Genomic DNA, 18029 nt, shown 5'->3' with positions numbered 1-18029 from the left:
ATCGATCGAAGCGGCGAAAGCCCGACCCTACTGGATGGCCACCGCCGTTCCGGGCGGCGGGAGCGGCTTGGCCACGGGAGCAGCCGCAGCCTTCGGCACAACCGGACGGACAACGGGTTGAGGCAACTTTGCCGTCGCTGGCGCCGTCGCCGGGTCGACGACCGGCTTCGGCTTCGGCCGGCGCGGCTGGATCGTCGAGGTGACGATGCCATGGGGGGTGTCGAGCCCGTAGATGTCGTCGCGGAACTGCACCAGCCCCTCGGCGTCCTGCCAGCCGGTCATGTAGACCCAAGCGACCGGCACCGCCTTCTTCAGCGTGATGTTCTTGCGCTCGCCCTTGGCGATCTCGGCCTCGATCGCGGGCTGGGTCCATTCGGTGCCTTCCAGCAGCCAGGCGGCCAAATCGCGCACGCCCTCGATGCGGGCGCAACCGGAGGAGTTGAAACGGACATCGTTGCGGAACAGCGACTTCTTCGGCGTGTCGTGCATATAGACCGCCTCGCCGTTCGGCATGTCGATCTTGAGCTGGCCGAGCGAGTTGGTCGGGCCCGGCTCCTGCCGGACATAGAAGTACGGGTTGCTCAGGCTCGCCCAGTTGACGCTGGCCGGGTCGATCTCGCGGTTCTCGGCACCGAGCAGCTTCATGTTGGACTTGGCGATGAAGTCCGGCTCCTTGCGCATCTTCGGGATGATGTCGGCCTTCACGATCGACATCGGCACGGTCCAGTAGGGATTGAGGTTGACCGAGGTGATGCTGGCCTGCAGCACCGGCGAAGGCCGGTCGGGCCTGCCGACCACGGCGAGATGGCGGCGCTGGACGACGCCACGCTCCACCGCCTCGGCACTGGCGCCAGGAATGTTCACCACGACATAGCGATCGGTGAAGCTGAAGCCGTTGCCCTTGAGCCGCTCCAGCGTCGCGGTCAGCTGGTTGAGGCGGACCTCGACCGGCACGTTCAGCGCCTTCAGGGTCAGGCGACCGACCGTGCCGAGATCCGACAGGCCGTGGCGGCGCTGGAAGCGCTTCACCGCGGCAACGACGGTCGCGTCATAGACGTCGCCCTGCAGCGAATCGGGAGGCAGGTCGCCGCTCAGCATCAGGCGCTGCTTCAGCAGGGCGACGTCCGGCCCTTGCGAATCGGGCTTCAGCGCGGTTGCGGCATTGGCGATCTTCGGCCAGCCGCCGCGGCCGGCGATGTCCTCATGCGTGATCAGCGCCTCGAGCGTGCGATCATAGGTCTTGGGGCCATAGCCCGGCTCCTCGGCGCGGGAGGCCGAGAGCATCGCCGCGAAGGAGACCGCGGCGGTGAGCACATGGCGAAAGCGAACGCGATACATGGCCGAGCTTCCAAGGCGCGAGGATACACGCCGTCGGAAGCTTCTCTCGCACATGGTCAAGGAAGCCTTAAGGCAGCCGGCTCAGGTGACGAAAGGGCAGCGGCCGCCTTGCTGGATCCCAGATATGACCTATATGGTCATAATAGTCATTTTATGCGGAGACCATCATGACCGCGCTGCCCAAGGAAACATGGACCGTGGCCAACGCCAAGGCGCGCTTCTCGGAGCTGATCGACAAGGCGAAATCCGAGGGACCGCAGACAGTAACGCGCAACGGCAAGCCGGCGGCGGTGCTGGTGTCGGTGGAGGAGTGGGAGAAGAAGACGGCGCCGAAGGGAACGCTCGTCGAGTTCTTCCAGGACTCGCCGCTCTATGACAGCGGCATCGAGATCGAACGCTTCAAGGGCGGGTTTCGAAAGATCGACCTTTGAGCTTCCTGCTCGACACCAATGTTGTGTCCGAGCTCGCCAAGCGGGATTTGTCACCGAACGTAGCTCAATTCATTCGGGCGAGGTCCCAGGACGATTTCTTCATCAGCGTGATCACCCTTGCGGAGATACGCTGCGGCGTCGCGTTGCTGCCAACCGGGAAGCGGCGCGACGCTCTGGAAACCTGGCTAGGCACCGACCTGCCACAGCGTTTCGACGGTCGCATCATCGAGGTCGCTCACGACATCGCGTTGGCCTGGGGCGACCTGATGGCGTGGTCGCGTCAAAACGGCGCGAATCTCGAACCGATGGACGGTCTGATCGCAGCGACGAGCCGGATGCGCGACTTGACGCTGGTCACGCGCAACGTCAGCGACTTCGACCGCCTCAGCTTACGGCTGCTCGACCCCTGGACCGAGCAGCCGTAAGCGCACTTACTCCGCCGCTTCCTTCACCGGCGCAGGCTTTTCCCATTTCAGCACCGGCTGGCGCGCGGCCCTCGTCTCGTCGAGGCGGCGGATCGGGGCGTGGTGCGGAGCGGCGGTGAAGCGGCTTTTGTCGTTGCCCTTGGCCGCGATGGCGAGGTCGCGCAGCGTCGCGATGAACAGGTCGAGCGAGGCCTTCGATTCGGACTCGGTCGGCTCGATCAGCATGGCGCCATGGACGACGAGCGGGAAATACACCGTCATCGGGTGGTAGCCCTCGTCGATCATCGCCTTGGCGAAGTCGAGCGTCGAAACGCCGGTGCCCTTGAGCCACTCGTCGTCGAACAGCGCCTCGTGCATGGAAGGATGATCCGGGAAGGGCAGCGACATCAGGTCGGCGAGGCCGGCGCGGATGTAGTTGGCGTTCAGCACCGCGTCTTCCGAGGCCTGCTTCATGCCATCGGCGCCATGGCTGAGCATGTAGGCGAGCGCGCGGACATACATGCCCATCTGGCCGTGGAAAGCGGTCATGCGGCCGAACGGATCGTTACCCTCGGGCGCATCGGCCTTGTGCTCGACGAGACACGACTTACCGCCATCGACATGGATGAACGGCACCGGCGCGAAAGGCGCCAGCCGCTCCGACAGCACGACCGGGCCGGCACCCGGGCCGCCGCCGCCATGCGGAGTCGAGAAGGTCTTGTGCAGGTTGATGTGCATGGCATCGACGCCGAGATCGCCCGGGCGCGCCTTGCCGACGATGGCGTTGAAGTTGGCACCGTCGCAGTAGAAATAGGCGCCGGCCTCGTGCATCGCCGCGGCGATCTCGACGATCTCAGGCTCGAAGATGCCGCAGGTGTTCGGGTTGGTCAGCATGATCGCGGCGACGTCTGGGCCGAGCAGCGCCCTGACGTCCTCGACGGCGACGGTGCCGTCCGGACGCGCCGGGACCGCCTTCACCGAGAAGCCGATCAACGCGGCGGTCGCCGGGTTGGTGCCATGTGCCGACTCGGGAACCAGCACGACGTTGCGGGTCGCGCCCTCGCCCTTGGCAGCGATCGCCGCCTTGATCGCCATCATGCCGCAGGCTTCGCCATGGGCGCCGGCCTTCGGCGACAGCGCCACCGCCGGCATGCCGGTCAGCGTCATCAGGTAGCGGGCGAGCTCGAGCATGACGTCGAGCGCGCCCGGCACGGTCGAGACCGGCTGCAGCGGGTGCACGTCGGAGAAGCCCGGCAGGCGCGCGACCTTCTCGTTGAGGCGGGCATTGTGCTTCATCGTGCAGGAACCGAGCGGGAAGAGCCCGGTGTCGATGCCGTAATTCTTCTGGCTGAGGCGCACATAATGGCGCATCGCCTCCGGCTCGGAGAGCCCGGGCAGACCGATCTCGCCCTGGCGGGCATGCTTGCCGAGACGGCTCTTGAACGGCGCCGGCTTGTCGATATCGACACCGGTCGTCTCGTGATGGCCGATCTCGAAGATCAGCGGCTCGATCTGCTGGAGAGCGCGGTTGCCGGTGAAGGTCTCGTGGACCTCGGCGGCGGCCTCACCGGCCTGGGTGGGACGTCCCTGACGGTTCAGCATCACAGCACCTCCGCGAGCGCCGCCACGAAGGCCGCCCGATCTTCATCCGTGTTCACTTCGGTATTGGCGACGATCAGGAGATCGTCGAGGCCGGAGCCCGGGAGCAGCCGCGAGGCCGGCACCCCGGCCAGAATGCCCTTGGCGGCGAGCGCCTCGACCACCTCGGCAGCCGGCTTCGACAGCTTCAGCGTGAACTCGTTGAAGAAGCTCTCGTTCAGCACCTCGGCACCCTTCATGCTCGCGAGGGCGTCGGCGAGTTTCACCGCATTGGCGTGGTTGACCTCGGCGAGCCGGGTCAGGCCGGCCTGGCCGAGCAGCGTCATATGGATGGTGAAGGCCAGCACGCAGAGGCCGGAATTGGTGCAGATGTTCGAGGTCGCCTTGTCGCGGCGGATGTGCTGCTCGCGGGTCGAGAGCGTCAGCACGAAGCCGCGGCGACCGTCGGCGTCGACCGTCTCGCCGCAGAGCCGGCCCGGCATCTGGCGGACATATTTCGACTTGGCGGCGAAGAGGCCGACATAGGGACCGCCGAAATTCAGGGCATTGCCGATCGACTGGCCCTCGCCGACGACGATGTCGGCGTCCTGAGCGCCCGGAGGTGTCACCGCGCCGAGCGAGACGACCTCGGTGAAGACCGCGATCAGCAACGCGCCATGGGCATGCGCCTTCTCGGCGATCGGCCTGAGGTCACGTAAGTTTCCGAAGACGTCGGGCGACTGCACGACGACGCAGGAGACGCTGTCATCGATCGCAGCAAGGATGTCCTCGGTGGCGCGGACGTCGGGCTTCAACGCCACGACCTCGTCGTTGGCCATCTCGGAAAGCGTCTCGACGACCTGGGTGTAATGCGGGTGCAGGCCGCCGGAGAGCACCGCCTTGCGCCGGCGGGTGACGCGGTGCGCCATCAGCACCGCCTCAGCCGTGCCGGTCGAGCCGTCATACATCGAGGCGTTGGCGACCTCCATGCCGGTCAGCGCCGCGACCTGGGTCTGGAACTCGAAGAGATACTGCAGCGTGCCCTGGGCGATCTCGGGCTGGTACGGGGTGTAGCTGGTCAGGAACTCCGAGCGCTGGATCAGATGATCGACGGTCGCCGGAACATGGTGCTTGTAGGCCCCCGCCCCGACGAAGAACGGCACCGCGCCGGCCGCGGTGTTCTTCGCCGACATCCTGCCGAGGATACGCTCGACCTCGAGCTCGCCCTTGGCGCGCGGCAGGTCGAGCGGCTCTTTCAGCAGCTTGCCGTTGGGCACATCGGAGAAGAGTGCATCGACATCGGCGACGCCGATGCGCGCGAGCATGTCCTCGCGGTCGGTCTCGGTCAGGGGGAGATAGCGCATGGAGTTTCCTTGAATGGCGTCATGCCCGGGCCTGACCCGAGCATCTCTTCAACCAGTGCCCTCTGGTCCGGAGATTTGGGTCTCCGGACCAGAGCGATGGCGTCAGAGCGTCTTGACGTAGTCCTGGTACTCGGCCTCGCTCAGCAGGCCGTCGAGCTCGCCGGCGTTCGCCAGCTTGATCTTGACGAACCAGCCCTTGCCGGCCGGATCCTCGTTGACCGTGCCGGGCGCGGCTTCGAGCTCGCTGTTGACGGCGACGACCTCGCCGGAGACCGGCGCATAGACCTCGGAGGCCGCCTTGACGCTCTCGACGACGGCGGCTTCGCCGCCCTTGCTCAGCGCCTTGCCGATCGTCGGCAGCTCGACGAAGACGACGTCGCCGAGCTGGCCCTGGGCGTAGTCGGTGATGCCGACCGTGCCGGTGTCGCCCTCGATGCGGATGTATTCGTGGTCCTTGGTGTAGCGGGTCTCGGCCATGGTTTCCTCCGACGAAACAGGTGGGTTCAGCGCTTGTAGCGGTTGGGGACGAAAGGCATCGCGGCGATGGTCGCCGGCAGCGGCTTGCCGCGAACGATCAGGTCGAGCTTGGTGCCGGGAGCCGAATGCTCCCTGGCGACATAGCCCATGGCGCAGGGGCCGTTCAGGGTCGGGCCGAAGCCGCCCGAGGTGACCTTGCCGACGATGGTGCCGTCGGCGGTGGCGATCTCCGCGCCCTCCCGGGCTGGAGCGCGGCCTTCCGGCAGCAGGCCGACGCGGATGCGAGCCGGCTTCTCGGCGAATTCGCGCTGGATGCGGGCTGCGCCCGGGAAGCCGCCCTCCTCGCGCCGGCGCTTCTGGATCGACCAGTTGAGCGCCGCCTCGACGGGGGAGGTCGTGGTGTCGATGTCATGGCCATAAAGGCAGAGGCCCGCCTCGAGACGCAGCGAATCGCGGGCGCCGAGGCCGATCGGCTTGACGCGTGCGTCGAGCAGGAGCGCATCCCAGATCTCGCCGATCCGGTCGGCCGCGGCGGAGATCTCGTAGCCGTCCTCGCCGGTATAGCCGGAGCGGCTGACATTGGCCTTGACGCCACCGAGCTTCAGCGTGCGCAAGGTCATGAAACCCATCTCGGCCGCTTCGGGATTGAGCGCCGCCAGCGCCTCCTCCGCCTTCGGCCCCTGCAGGGCGATCAGGCCGCGATGCTCGGCCTTGACCAGTTTCACATTGGCCGGCAGCCGCGCCTCGATATGGGCATAGTCCTCGGTCTTGCAGGCGGCGTTGACGACGAGCAGCAGCGCGCCGTCCTCGTCCGGATCGGCCGAGCGCGTCACCATCAGGTCGTCGAGGATGCCGCCCTCCTCGTTCAGCAGCTGCGAATAGCGCTGCTTGCCCGGCGGCAGGTTGACGATGTCGGCCGGGATCAGCGCTTCGAGCGCGCGCGCCGTGGTCTCGTGGTCGGGGCCGACGAGGAAGGCCTGGCCCATATGCGAGACGTCGAACAGGCCGGCGCTTTCGCGCGTCCAGTTGTGTTCGGCCATGATGCCGGCCGGGTACTGCACTGGCATGTCATAGCCGGCGAACGGCACCATGCGCGCGCCCAGCGTGACATGGCGGGCGTGCAGCGGCGTCTTGAGCAGCGGCTCGGTGCTTGCAGTTTCGGCTTCGGCAGCCATGGCATCCCTTCCAGAGTCGAGCGCGAGCCCCGGACGGATTCGTCCGGAGCGCGCCCCCTCTGTCTCGGGACCTGAGAGATTTCCCCGCCCGGCCGAAGCCTGAGGCAGGTTACCCCCGTCGGTGGGCGAGCTTCAAAAGCCCGCCGCTTTCCAGAGCGCCAATTCCCACGCGGTCCGTTTGCCTGAGCGTTTCCGGGGCGGTTGCGCCTTCGGCGCCGGCTCCGGACAGGTCCGGCTCCGGTCTCTCCCGCGGGGATGATGCGGCTGAGCCAGCAATAGACGAGCGGGAGGCCGAGTCAATCGGCCCCCTGCCTCAGTTCACGGCAGCGTGCCGCTTATCTGCGCCGGCGCCGCGCCGGCTCCGCGCCGCCGGGACTCAGGCCGACGATGATCTCGATTTCGCCGGAGCCCGCCGGAACGCTGATATTGCTCTCGACATGCGAGAAATCGGCGCCGGTCTGGCCGCCGGGGATGGCGCCACCGACGCGGGAGCTGCGGCGCGCGATGACCTGGTTGTTGCGCGTCACCTGGGTGAACAGCGTCGCGCCATAGCTCCCCGGGCCGCCGGCCGGGCCGATCAGGATACGGCCTTCGACGCCGACCTTGAGGGTGAAGGCACCGTCTTTCCCCACAGGCGTGCATTCGCGCGCGACCGTGGTGATCGAGACCTGGCTGCGCAGGCTGCCGCTGTCCGGCCCCGACTGGGCGCGGATCGCGGCACCGCCATCGGAGATGATCACCTGCGGGCAGATGAAGTTGGTGTCATCATCGGTCGGCAGTTGGTCGACTGGCGGCGGCGTGGTCGACTGGAACATCAGGATATTGCCGAGCTTCTGCGCGGAGCTCGGCTCGCCGGTGCTGGATGAACCGGAAGAACCGCAGCCGGCGAGCGCGAGCGCCAGAGCAGCAGGCAGAGCGAACCGGCCGACGCGGCCAGCGAAGCGATCAATCACGGCAAAGCCTCCACACCGGGACCGAATCCGTTGAGCGAAACCGGGATTCCGACCCCTTCCTCGGGCGTCTGAAACACGATGAATGTGGCGCTCTTACCGCCCTTGAGCTGGCCGAGCAGGGTATCGTCCATCACCACCTCGGCGACGCAGCCGGTGGTCAGGCAGCGCACGAAGCCAGCGCGGCCGATATCCTTGTCGTCGATCTTGAGGCCGAGGCCGGAGGGCAGCAACACGCCGAGCGGGGCGACGACGCGCAGCAGGCGGCTCTTCTGGTCGGCCGTCTTCAGCACGATGACGAGCAACGTCAGATTCGGGCGATCCTCGGCCGCGACGTTCTGCACGAGCGCGCATTGCTCGGCCTTGGCGCCCGGCGGTGTCTCGCAGCGCATCTGCCAATCACCATGGGTGGAGCGCACCGCGCCCTGGGCCTGAGCCGGTGCGACGGAAAGCCAGCCGCAGCCGAGGACGACGAGCGCCGCGGCCACGGGACCGATGATTGAGCGCATCCCTGTCCTCCTCTTCCAGACGTAGGGATGCGCGCATACCCACGCCGAACGGCGCCCCCGCCATACGAGATTGCGTTCCGACCATGCGTCCCGATTCCTGTCAAGGCGAAGGATCACATGCGCTTGCGCGGTGAACTCACCGCAGACTCGCGGAGGACAGCGTCGATCGGCTGCCCGGCACCCATGCACTTGTCGCGTACTTATGCCGCACGGGCTGCGTCACAGCCTGTCATTGCCCCACTGGCGCAAGCGTGATCTTTGATTTATCGCAATGCCGAAGAACCGGGGTGGCCAGACGTGGCCGTCCCGGCGCGCGCCTGTCTTGAGCTGACGAAGGCAGATCGTGCGGCATCAAAGGAGCTATGTCGGACCGATGCGATTTGTGACCACTCCTCTCAGGAACGCGCTGGCAGCCTTCGCTGCGGCTCTGGTAGCGTTTTCGCCGGCCGTCGCATCGGCCCAGAACGGCATGCCGCTGCCGTGGGAGATCAATCTCCAGCCGGCCAATTCCGAAGTGATGACCTTCATCCACTGGTTCCACGACTGGGTGAACGTCCTCATCTTCATCATCACGCTCTTCGTGCTGGGGCTGCTGGTCTATGTCGCCTGGCGCTTCAACGAGAAGGCGAACCCGGTTCCCTCGAAGACGACGCACCACGCGCTGCTCGAAGTGGCCTGGACGATCATCCCGGTCCTGATCCTGGTCGTGATCGCGATCCCCTCCTTCCGCCTGCTCAAGCTGCAGCTGGAGATTCCGCAAGCCGACATGACCGTGAAGGTCACCGGCAAGCAGTGGTACTGGTCCTATGAGTACCCGCAGGACGGCGGCAGCTTCGGCTTCGATTCGCTGATGCTCGACGAGAAGCAGCGGGCCGAGGCGATCCAGTCCAAGAAGATCGCCGAATCCGAGGCCCCGCGCCTGCTCGCCGTCGACAACGAGGCGGTCGTGCCGGTCGGCAAGATCGTGCGCGTGCAGGTCACCGGCGCCGACGTCATCCACAAGTTCGCGCTGCCGGCCTTCGGCCTGAAGATCGACGCCATCCCCGGCCGCCTGAACGAGACCTGGTTCAAGGCCGACCGCGAAGGCATCTTCTACGGCCAGTGCTCGTTCATCTGCGGCCAGAACCACGCCTTCATGCCGATCGCCATCCGCGTCGTCAGCCAGGAGCGCTACACGGCCTGGCTCGCGGAAGCGAAGCAGAAATTCGCCAATGCGGCCGACGCCGCCAGCAAGGTCGCCGACGCGACCCGCTGAACCCGACATCTTGAAAGAACTCACGCGAACGGCATTCGCAGGAGGAGACGAATTCAATGGCTACCGCGGCTCCCCACGCCCACGGGCATGATGACGCCCACGCCCACGAGCACCACACCCCGACGGGTTGGCGCCGCTGGCTGCTGTCGACCAACCACAAGGACATCGGCACGCTCTATCTGATCTTCTCGATCGTCGCGGGCCTGATCGGCGGCTTCCTGTCGATCATGATGCGCATCGAGCTGCAGCAGCCGGGCCTGCAGATCTTCGCCAACGGCCAGAGCTACAACGTCTTCGTCACCGGTCACGGCCTGATCATGATCTTCTTCATGGTCATGCCCGCCGTCATCGGCGGCTTCGGCAACTGGTTCGTGCCGCTGATGATCGGCGCGCCGGACATGGCCTTCCCGCGCATGAACAACATCTCGTTCTGGCTGACGGTGGCGGCGCTGATCCTGCTGCTGATCTCGATGTTCGTCGAGGGCGCTCCTGGCGCCAAGGGCGTCGGCACAGGCTGGACGGTCTATCCGCCATTCTCGTCGACAGGCCACCCCGGCCCGTCGGTCGACTTCGGCATCCTGTCGCTGCACCTTGCCGGCGCGGCCTCGATCCTGGGCGCGATCAACTTCATCACCACCATCCTGAACATGCGCGCGCCTGGCATGACCATGCATAAGATGCCGCTGTTCGCCTGGGGCGTGCTGGTCACCGCCTTCCTGCTGCTGCTGGCGCTCCCGGTCCTCGCGGGCGCGATCACCATGCTGCTGACCGACCGCAATTTCGGCACGACCTTCTATGATCCGGCCGGCGGCGGCGACCCGGTGCTCTACCAGCACCTGTTCTGGTTCTTCGGCCACCCCGAAGTCTACATCATGATCCTGCCGGCCTTCGGCATCGTCAGCCACATCATCTCGACCTTCTCGAAGAAGCCGATCTTCGGCTATCTCGGCATGGCCTACGCCATGGTCGCGATCGGCGTGGTCGGCTTCATCGTCTGGGCCCACCACATGTACACGGTCGGCCTGTCGCTCAACACGCAGCGCTACTTCGTCTTCGCGACGATGGTGATCGCGGTGCCGACGGGCGTGAAGATCTTTTCCTGGATCGCGACGATGTGGGGCGGCTCGCTCCGCTTCACCGCGCCGATGGTCTGGGCGATCGGCTTCATCTTCCTGTTCACCGTCGGCGGCGTCACCGGCGTCGTGCTGGCCAATGCCGGCCTCGACCGCTCGCTGCACGCGACCTACTACGTCGTGGCGCACTTCCACTACGTGCTCTCGCTCGGCGCGGTGTTCGGCATCTTCGCTGGCTTCTACTACTGGTTCCCGAAGATGAGCGGCTACATCATCCCGGACTGGATCGGCCGCCTGCACTTCTGGGTCGCCTTCATCGGTGCGAACCTGCTGTTCTTCCCGCAGCACTTCCTCGGGCTGTCCGGCATGCCGCGGCACTATGTCGACTATCCCGACGCGTTCGCCGGCTGGCATTTCTGGTCGTCGATCGGCTCCTACATCTTCGCGGCGGGCCTCCTGATCTGGCTCTACGGCATCGTCGTCGCCTTCACCAAGAAGGAGCTCGCCGGCAACAACCCCTGGGGCGAAGGCGCGACCACGCTGGAGTGGACCCTGCCCTCGCCGCCGCCCTTCCACCAGTTCGAGACGCTGCCGCGCATCACCGGCTCGGACCACTGATCAAACCGGCGGCGGGCCCAAGGGCCCGCCGCCGCCCCTCCCCCGAGCGCCTGATCCGAGGCGCTCCGGAGACGGGCGGATCCCGCAAACGATGCCCTCGGGCATCATGAAAGTTGAAGCGAACGAATTTCGATGTCTGCTGCCTTCGATCAGATCCCCCAGGCTGACGACGGAGTCTCGCTGAGTTCCACCGGCGAGGCGCGCGACTTCTTCGCGCTGCTCAAGCCGCGGGTGATGTTCCTCGTCGTGGTGACGGCGCTCGGCGGCATGGTCGCGGCGCCGGGCACAGTCAATCCGGTGATCGGCCTTGCCGCCCTGCTGGCGATCGCGGTCGGCGCCGGCGCCTCGGGCTGCCTTAACATGTGGTGGGATGCCGACATCGACGCGGTGATGGCGCGCACCGCCGGCCGGCCGATTCCAGCCGGCCGCATCCTGCCCTCAGAGGCGCTCGCCTTCGGGTTGACGCTCTCGGTCGGCTCGGTGCTGGTGCTCGGCCTCGTCGCCAACCTGCTCTCGGCGGCGATGCTGGCCTTCACGATCTTCTTCTACGCCGTCATCTATTCGATGTGGCTGAAGCGGGCGACGCCGCAGAACATCGTCATCGGCGGCGCCGCCGGCGCCTTCCCCCCGATGATCGGCGAGGCGGTGGTCACCGGCGATTTCGGCCTGACCTCGATCGTGCTGTTCGCCATCATCTTCCTGTGGACGCCGCCGCATTTCTGGGCGCTCGCTCTGGTGAAGTCGGATGACTACGCCCGCGCCGGCATCCCGATGCTGCCCAACGTCGCCGGCCCGGCCGCGACGCGCCGCCAGATCGTCGCCTATACGCTGGTGCTCGCCCCGGTCGCGGTGCTGCCGGCGCTGATGGGCTTCGGCGGCCTGATCTACCTGATTGTCTCGGTGGTCACCGGGCTCGCCATGATCGGGCTGTCGCTGCGCGTGCTGCGCGTCACTCAAGGCGAGGCGGCCAACAAGGCGGCCTATGCCCTGTTCGGCTTCTCGATCCTCTATCTCTTCCTGCTCTTCGCGGTGCTGCTGGCCGAGAACGGCCTCGGCCTGATGTGGGCCCTGCCCAAGGTGCTGGGATGAGCCAGGACCCGCAGGACAAGAAGCAGCCGCCGGCGCCGTTCTCGCCAGAGGACATGGCGCGGCGCAATCGCCGCTCGATCGCGCTCGCGCTCGTGCTCGGCGGCCTGGTGCTGTTCTTCTTCATCGTGACGCTGGCCAAGACCGGGCCGGCGATCCTCAACCGGCCGCTGTGACGCGATGACCGCCGCTTCGAGAAACCGCCGCACCGTCCTCGCCTGCAGCGCCGCCGTGCTCGCCATGACCGGGCTCTCCTTCGCCGCGGTGCCGCTCTACAACCTGTTCTGCAAGGTCACCGGCTTCGCCGGCACGCCGATGGTCGGCACCGCCGCGACCGGCAAGACCAGCGACCGGATCGTCCAGGTGGCGTTCGACGCCAATGTCGCGCCGGCGCTGGGCTGGCGCTTCGAGGCGGAGAAGACGGAGATCAGAGCGCAGGTCGGCGTGACGCAGACGGTGTTCTACAAGATCACCAACACGTCCTCGCGGCCGATGACCGGGATCGCGACCTACAATGTCCAGCCGAACCAGTCGGGCGCCTATTTCGTCAAGATCCAGTGCTTCTGCTTCACCGAGACAACGCTGCAGCCGGGCGAGACCCTGGAAGCGCCGGTGGTGTTCTACATCGATCCCGAGATCGAGTTGAACCGCGAGCTCGCCAGCCTGAAATCGATCACCCTGTCCTACACCTATTTCCCGTCGAAGAACGGGCAGCCGGTGGCGGAAACCAAGGGTGACGGCAACCAACCGAAACTATAAAGCTGCGCTGGAAGCGCTGCACTTCTACGGACGCGGAGAGTTAAGCACGATGGCCGGGGCTCACACCAAGAACCACGACTACCACCTCGTCGATCCGAGCCCGTGGCCGATCGTCGGCGCGGGCAGCGCGACCATCATGGCGATCGGCGCCGTGATGTGGATGAAATCGCTGCCGCTGCTCGGCATGAGCATCGGCCCGCTGGTCTTCGGCGTCGGCCTGCTCGGCGTGCTCTACACCATGCTCGCCTGGTGGATGGACGTGACCCGCGAGGCGGAGCAGGAAGGCCACCACACCCGCGTGGTCCAGCTGCACCACCGCTACGGCATGATGATGTTCATCGCCTCCGAGGTGATGTTCTTCGTCGCCTGGTTCTGGGCCTATTTCGACGCCAGCCTGTTCACCGGCGAGCACATCCAGTACGCCCGCGCCGAATTCACCGGCGGTCACTGGCCGCCGAAGGGCATCGAGACCTTCGATCCCTGGCACCTGCCGCTGCTCAACACGCTGATCCTTTTGACCTCCGGCACGACCGTGACCTGGGCGCACTACGCCCTGATCCAGGGCGACCGGAAGGGCCTGAAGCAGGCCCTGTGGCTGACCGTGATCCTCGGCGTCCTGTTCACGATGTGCCAGGCCTACGAGTACTCGCACGCCGCCTTCGCCTTCAAAGGCAACATCTACGGCGCAACCTTCTTCATGGCGACCGGCTTCCACGGTTTCCACGTCATCATCGGCACGATCTTCCTGGCGATCTGCCTGTGGCGCGTCTATCTCGGCCACTTCAAGCCCGACCAGCATCTCGGCTTCGAGTTCGCCGCCTGGTACTGGCACTTCGTCGACGTGGTCTGGCTGTTCCTGTTCGCCTCGATCTATGTTTGGGGCGCCGGCGGCGTGCCGGCAGCGGCACACTAGGTCCTGGGCCGGAAGCGGCCGCGAACCTTCAAAAGGGGCGGCCGCAAGGCCGCCCTTTCCGTTTGCAGGAGGCCGCCATGACGCAGCCGCAGATCACTCCGCCTTCACCCTTCTCGACGGGCCTCTCCGGCCGCTGCCCGCGCTGCGGCGAAGGCAAGCTGTTCGACGGCTATCTCAAGCTGAAGCCGCGCTGCGCCGCCTGCGGACTCGATTTCGCCTTCGCCGATTCGGCAGATGGGCCGGCGGTGTTCATCATGCTGATCGCCGGCTTCTTCGTGCTCGGCCTCGCGCTCTATGTCGAGATCGCCTACACGCCGCCGATCTGGCTGCATCTCCTGCTCTGGCTGCCGCTGGCGCTCGTTACCTGCCTCGGATTGCTGCGGCCGATGAAGGGACTCGCAGTCGCCTTGCAGTACGCCAACAAGGCCGAAGAGGGCAGGCTGAAGAAGTGAGCGAACAGATTGCTTCCGCGAGCCGGCCAAAGCTGATGCTGCCGGCCCTGCTGACCGTCATCGGCGTCAGCGTGCTCTTCTACCTCGGCGCCTGGCAATGGCAGCGCATGGACGAGAAGCGCGCCTTCATCACGCGGCTGGAGACACAGGCCGCAGGCTCCGCTGCCCCACTGCCGCCGGCGAGCGACTGGCCGCGGCTCGACCTCGCGGCTGTCGACCTCACCAGGGCCGTCGCCAAGGGCAGCTATCTCGATGGCATCGCCGGCGTGCGCACCACCATCGCCGCCGGCCCGCCGGGCTCGCGCCAGCTCTCCGGCTTCGGCCGCTGGGTCTTCCAGGGTTTTCGGCTCGAAGACGGCGCGACGATTCTGGTCAACCGCGGCTTCGTCCCGGAAAGCCGCTTTGCGACGATCGCGCCCGCCTCTGGCCAAGCCACGGTCACGGGCTTCCTGCGCGCGCCCGAGGCCCGCAACAGCTTCACCCCGGCCGACCTGCCGCAGCAGCGCGAGTTCTACACGCGCGACCCAGCGGGCATAGCGGCAGCACTGGGCATCGGGAGGGCCGCGCCGTTCTATCTGGAGGCCGAGCGCCAGGGCGACGGGCTCACTCCTCCGGCCGGCGTCGACGCCAAAGAACTGATCGCCCGCATCCCGGACAACCATCTGCAATACGCGCTGACCTGGTGGGGGCTGGCGTTGACACTGATCGGCGTGTTCGCTGCCTATGCCTGGCAGGCGCGCAGGAAGCCGGCCGAGGCTGAGTAGAAGCCCGAAACCAACCATGCCGTCGTCGGTGATTGGCCGCGTTGCGCAGCCGGACTTTGCCCTCTTTTGCCAACAGGCCTATAGGATCAGCACGACATCCGAGATCATGAACCGTGCTGCATATTTCGACCCGTGGCGAAGCGCCGTCGCTCTCCTTCGCCGACGCGCTGCTCGCCGGACTCGCCCGTGACGGTGGGCTCTATCTGCCGCAAGCCCTGCCGCGGCTCAGTCCGCAGGAGATCGCCGGTTTTGCCGGCAAGCCCTATGCTGACGTAGCCGAGCGCGTCGTCGGGGCGCTCGCCGATGGCGACATCGCGACCGACGCGCTGAAAGCCATGATCGGCGAAGCCTATCGCAGCTTCCGCCATCCGGCGGTCTGTCCGCTCGTCCAACTCGGCGACAACCTGTTCTCGCTCGAGCTCTTCCACGGCCCGACGCTCGCCTTCAAGGACGTGGCGATGCAGCTGCTCGGGCGGCTGATGGACCATGTGCTGGCGCAGCGCGGCGAGCGCGCCACCATTGTCGGCGCGACCTCGGGCGACACCGGCGGCGCCGCGATCGACGCCTTCAAGGGGCTGGAGCGCGTCGACGTCTTCATCCTCTACCCGCATGGCCGCGTCTCCGACGTGCAGCGCCGGCAGATGACCACGGTCGAAGCCGACAATGTCCATGCCATCGCGATCGAAGGCACCTTCGATGACTGCCAGAACCTGGTGAAGGCGCTGTTCAACCACCACGCCTTCCGCGACGAGCTCCGGCTCTCCGGCGTCAACTCGATCAACTGGGCAAGGATCGCGGCGCAGGTCGTCTACTACTTCACCGCCGCGGTCGCGCTCGGCTCGCCGCACCGGCCGGTGTCCTTCGCAGTGCCGACCGGCAATTTCGGCGACATCCTCGCCGGCTGGATCGCCAAGCAGATGGGGCTGCCGATCGGCCGCCTGATGGTCGGCACCAACAGCAACGACATTCTCGCCCGCACGCTGGAGACCGGCGTCTACGAGATGCGCGGCGTCGCGGCGACGACCTCGCCCTCGATGGACATCCAGATCTCCTCGAATTTCGAGCGGCTGCTGTTCGAGGCGCATGGTCGCGACGGCGCCGCCGTGCGCCGGCTGATGCAGTCGCTGGCGCAGTCCGGCCGCTTCGAGATCGCCGCGGAGCCGCTCGCCCGCATCCGCGCCGATTTCGACGCGGTTTCGCAGGACGAGGCTTCGATCGCCAGCGAGATCGGCACGGTCTGGCGCGAGGCCGGCTATCTGCTCGATCCGCATAGTGCGATCGGCGTCGCTGCTGCCCGCAAGCTGCTCGCGACCGACCCTTCGACGCCGGTGGTCGCGCTCGGCACCGCCCACCCCGCCAAGTTCCCGGCTGCGGTCGCGGCTGCGAGCGGCGTCACGCCCGCACTGCCCGCGCACCTCGCCGACCTGATGGAGCGCAAGGAACGCTCGTCGCTGTTGCCGAACGACCAAAGCAAGCTGGAGCGCTTCGTCGCCGAGCGAGCCCGGGCAGTCCGGAGTGCCGCGGCATGACGGTGGCGAAGACGCTCAAGGCCAAGACGGAGAAGCCCCAAGCCGTGAAACCAGGCGATGCAGCCGGTCACGATCCCGCCGTCAGCCTGACGACGCTGCCGTCCGGCCTGCGCATCGTCTCCGAGCGCATGGCCCATGCCTCGACCGTCTCGCTCGGCATCTGGATCGGCGCCGGCGCCCGCGACGAGCTACCGCACGAACACGGGCTCGCCCATCTGCTCGAGCACATGGCGTTCAAGGGCACGGCCCGGCGCACGGCACTTGAGATCGCCGAGGAGATCGAAAGCGTCGGCGGCGACCTCAACGCCGCGACATCGGTCGAATACACCTGCTACACCGCCCGCGTGCTCGGCCAGGACCTGCCGCTGGCGGTCGACATCCTCTCCGACATCCTGACCGCGCCCGCCCTCAGCGAGGAGGAGCTGGCGCGCGAGAAGGGCGTGATCCTGCAGGAGATCGGCGCCGTCCAGGATACGCCGGACGATCTGGTCTATGACCGCTTCCTGCAGGCTGCCTTCCCGGAGCAGCCGCTCGGCCGGCCGATCCTCGGCACGGCCGAGACGGTCAACAGCTTCACACCCGACGCCATCCGCGCCTATCTCGACAGGCACTACCACGCCGGCAACATGGTGCTGGCGGCCGCGGGCGCCGTCGACCATGACGAGCTTGTCGCACTGGCGGAGAAGGCGCTCGCCGGCCTGCCGTCACGGCCCGCGAACACGCCCGAGGCGCGCACGCAAGCGACCTACCAGGGCGGCGAAGCCCGCATCGACGGCGACGAGGAGCAGGTGCACATCGTGCTCGGCTTCCCCGGCAAGCCGTTCACCAATGGCGCGCACTATCCGCTGCAGATCTTCTCGGCCGTGCTCGGCGGTGGCCTGTCGTCGCGCCTGTTCCAGGAGGTGCGCGAGCGCCGCGGCCTCGCCTATGCGATCGATGCCTTCCACTGGCCCTTCTCCGATTGCGGCGTCTTCGGCATCAGCGCCGGCACCGCGCCGGAGGATGTCGGCGAGCTGGTCGAGGTCGCGCTCGATTGCCTCGCCCAAGCGACCTGCGACGTCAGCGAGGCCGAGGTCGCCCGGGCCCGGGCCCAGATGAAGGTCGGGCTCCTGGCCTCGCTGGAAAGCCCCGGCGGCAAGCTCGAGCAGATGGCGCGGCAGGTATTGGTCTTCGGTCGGGCAATCCCGCGCGAGGAGCTGGCGCGCCGGCTCGATGCCGTCAGCCTCGCCGATGTGCGCGCGGCCGGCCAGGGCCTGCTCGACGGCGTGGTCACGGTCGCCGCGGTCGGCCCGCTGGCCGGCCTCGCTCCCGTGGCGGCCCTGCGCGCCATGCTGGCGCGGGCAGCCTGACGGCC

Annotated in this window: 19 protein-coding genes and 2 riboswitches; of the genes, 12 read left to right on the top strand and 7 right to left on the bottom strand. The window is 67.0% G+C overall.

What is annotated here, in order from left to right; translation table 11 throughout:
• Nucleotides 1-27: 27 nt before the first annotated feature.
• Nucleotides 28-1338 carry a L,D-transpeptidase family protein gene (locus AC07O0_RS02395; RefSeq protein WP_494619710.1) on the bottom strand — a complete coding sequence of 437 codons (1311 nt, stop codon included), beginning with the start codon at nucleotides 1336-1338 and terminating at the stop codon, nucleotides 28-30.
• Nucleotides 1339-1505: 167 nt separating this feature from the next.
• Here AC07O0_RS02395 and AC07O0_RS02390 point away from each other — a divergent pair, with 167 nt between their 5' ends.
• On the top strand, nucleotides 1506-1769 hold the full coding sequence (locus AC07O0_RS02390) for a type II toxin-antitoxin system Phd/YefM family antitoxin (RefSeq protein WP_494619708.1): 264 nt from the start codon (nucleotides 1506-1508) through the stop codon (nucleotides 1767-1769).
• On the top strand, nucleotides 1766-2194 hold the full coding sequence (locus tag AC07O0_RS02385) for a type II toxin-antitoxin system VapC family toxin (RefSeq protein WP_494619706.1): 429 nt from the start codon (nucleotides 1766-1768) through the stop codon (nucleotides 2192-2194). The genes AC07O0_RS02390 and AC07O0_RS02385 overlap by 4 nt, the downstream gene beginning before the upstream one ends.
• A gap of 6 nt (nucleotides 2195-2200) precedes the next feature.
• On the opposite strand, the gene gcvPB is transcribed toward AC07O0_RS02385, so the two are convergent.
• The 6 genes from gcvPB to AC07O0_RS02355 form a co-directional block, all read right to left on the bottom strand.
• On the bottom strand, nucleotides 2201-3775 hold the full coding sequence (gene gcvPB, locus AC07O0_RS02380) for an aminomethyl-transferring glycine dehydrogenase subunit GcvPB (RefSeq protein WP_494619704.1): 1575 nt from the start codon (nucleotides 3773-3775) through the stop codon (nucleotides 2201-2203).
• The gene (gene gcvPA / locus AC07O0_RS02375; protein ID WP_494619702.1) at nucleotides 3775-5115 is read right to left on the bottom strand and encodes an aminomethyl-transferring glycine dehydrogenase subunit GcvPA; all 1341 of its coding nucleotides are present in this window, start codon (nucleotides 5113-5115) and stop codon (nucleotides 3775-3777) included. The genes gcvPB and gcvPA overlap by 1 nt, the downstream gene beginning before the upstream one ends.
• A gap of 102 nt (nucleotides 5116-5217) precedes the next feature.
• The gene (gcvH, locus tag AC07O0_RS02370; RefSeq protein WP_494619700.1) at nucleotides 5218-5592 is read right to left on the bottom strand and encodes a glycine cleavage system protein GcvH; all 375 of its coding nucleotides are present in this window, start codon (nucleotides 5590-5592) and stop codon (nucleotides 5218-5220) included.
• A gap of 26 nt (nucleotides 5593-5618) precedes the next feature.
• Nucleotides 5619-6767, bottom strand: coding sequence for a glycine cleavage system aminomethyltransferase GcvT (gene gcvT, locus AC07O0_RS02365; RefSeq protein WP_494619699.1), 1149 nt, complete (start codon nucleotides 6765-6767; stop codon nucleotides 5619-5621).
• Nucleotides 6768-6824: 57 nt separating this feature from the next.
• Nucleotides 6825-6923: riboswitch (glycine riboswitch) on the bottom strand.
• Nucleotides 6924-6927: 4 nt separating this feature from the next.
• Nucleotides 6928-7027, bottom strand: a riboswitch (glycine riboswitch).
• Between the two features lie 75 nt (nucleotides 7028-7102).
• Complete coding sequence (locus AC07O0_RS02360; protein ID WP_494619698.1) at nucleotides 7103-7720, bottom strand: hypothetical protein; 618 nt, start codon at nucleotides 7718-7720, stop codon at nucleotides 7103-7105.
• Nucleotides 7717-8226, bottom strand: a complete 510-nt coding sequence (locus AC07O0_RS02355) for an invasion associated locus B family protein (protein ID WP_454026393.1) — start codon at nucleotides 8224-8226, stop codon at nucleotides 7717-7719. Before AC07O0_RS02355 ends, AC07O0_RS02360 begins: the two co-directional genes overlap by 4 nt.
• Before the next feature lie 373 nt (nucleotides 8227-8599).
• On the opposite strand from AC07O0_RS02355, the gene coxB reads away from it, so the two are divergent.
• The 10 genes from coxB (at nucleotide 8600) to AC07O0_RS02305 (ending at nucleotide 18024) form a co-directional block, all read left to right on the top strand.
• The gene (gene coxB, locus AC07O0_RS02350; RefSeq protein WP_494619696.1) at nucleotides 8600-9481 is read left to right on the top strand and encodes a cytochrome c oxidase subunit II; all 882 of its coding nucleotides are present in this window, start codon (nucleotides 8600-8602) and stop codon (nucleotides 9479-9481) included.
• Nucleotides 9482-9537: 56 nt separating this feature from the next.
• Entirely contained in the window at nucleotides 9538-11172 is a 1635-nt protein-coding gene (ctaD, locus tag AC07O0_RS02345) for a cytochrome c oxidase subunit I (protein WP_494619695.1), read from the top strand.
• Nucleotides 11173-11304: 132 nt separating this feature from the next.
• Entirely contained in the window at nucleotides 11305-12261 is a 957-nt protein-coding gene (locus AC07O0_RS02340) for a heme o synthase (protein ID WP_494619693.1), read from the top strand.
• A complete protein-coding gene (locus AC07O0_RS02335) occupies nucleotides 12258-12434 on the top strand; it encodes a cytochrome c oxidase system small membrane protein (protein ID WP_494619692.1) in 177 nt (58 codons plus the stop codon). Before AC07O0_RS02340 ends, AC07O0_RS02335 begins: the two co-directional genes overlap by 4 nt.
• A gap of 4 nt (nucleotides 12435-12438) precedes the next feature.
• Nucleotides 12439-13017: a cytochrome c oxidase assembly protein gene (locus AC07O0_RS02330; RefSeq protein WP_494619690.1), complete on the top strand. Its 579-nt coding sequence runs from the start codon at nucleotides 12439-12441 to the stop codon at nucleotides 13015-13017.
• Between the two features lie 49 nt (nucleotides 13018-13066).
• The gene (locus AC07O0_RS02325; protein ID WP_494619688.1) at nucleotides 13067-13930 is read left to right on the top strand and encodes a cytochrome c oxidase subunit 3; all 864 of its coding nucleotides are present in this window, start codon (nucleotides 13067-13069) and stop codon (nucleotides 13928-13930) included.
• A 77-nt stretch (nucleotides 13931-14007) separates the two neighbouring features.
• Nucleotides 14008-14382 (top strand): DUF983 domain-containing protein, encoded by a 375-nt coding sequence (locus tag AC07O0_RS02320; protein WP_494619686.1) that lies wholly within the window; start codon nucleotides 14008-14010, stop codon nucleotides 14380-14382.
• A complete protein-coding gene (locus tag AC07O0_RS02315; RefSeq protein WP_494619685.1) occupies nucleotides 14379-15146 on the top strand; it encodes an SURF1 family protein in 768 nt (255 codons plus the stop codon). The genes AC07O0_RS02320 and AC07O0_RS02315 overlap by 4 nt, the downstream gene beginning before the upstream one ends.
• Nucleotides 15147-15259: 113 nt before the next feature.
• A complete protein-coding gene (gene thrC / locus AC07O0_RS02310) occupies nucleotides 15260-16675 on the top strand; it encodes a threonine synthase (protein WP_494619684.1) in 1416 nt (471 codons plus the stop codon).
• Complete coding sequence (locus AC07O0_RS02305; protein WP_494619682.1) at nucleotides 16672-18024, top strand: M16 family metallopeptidase; 1353 nt, start codon at nucleotides 16672-16674, stop codon at nucleotides 18022-18024. The genes thrC and AC07O0_RS02305 overlap by 4 nt, the downstream gene beginning before the upstream one ends.
• Nucleotides 18025-18029: the final 5 nt, after the last annotated feature.

It is taken from the genome of Allobosea sp. GW821-FHT10B12 (assembly GCF_059415545.1).
This window is presented reverse-complemented; position numbering and strand designations above follow the sequence as displayed.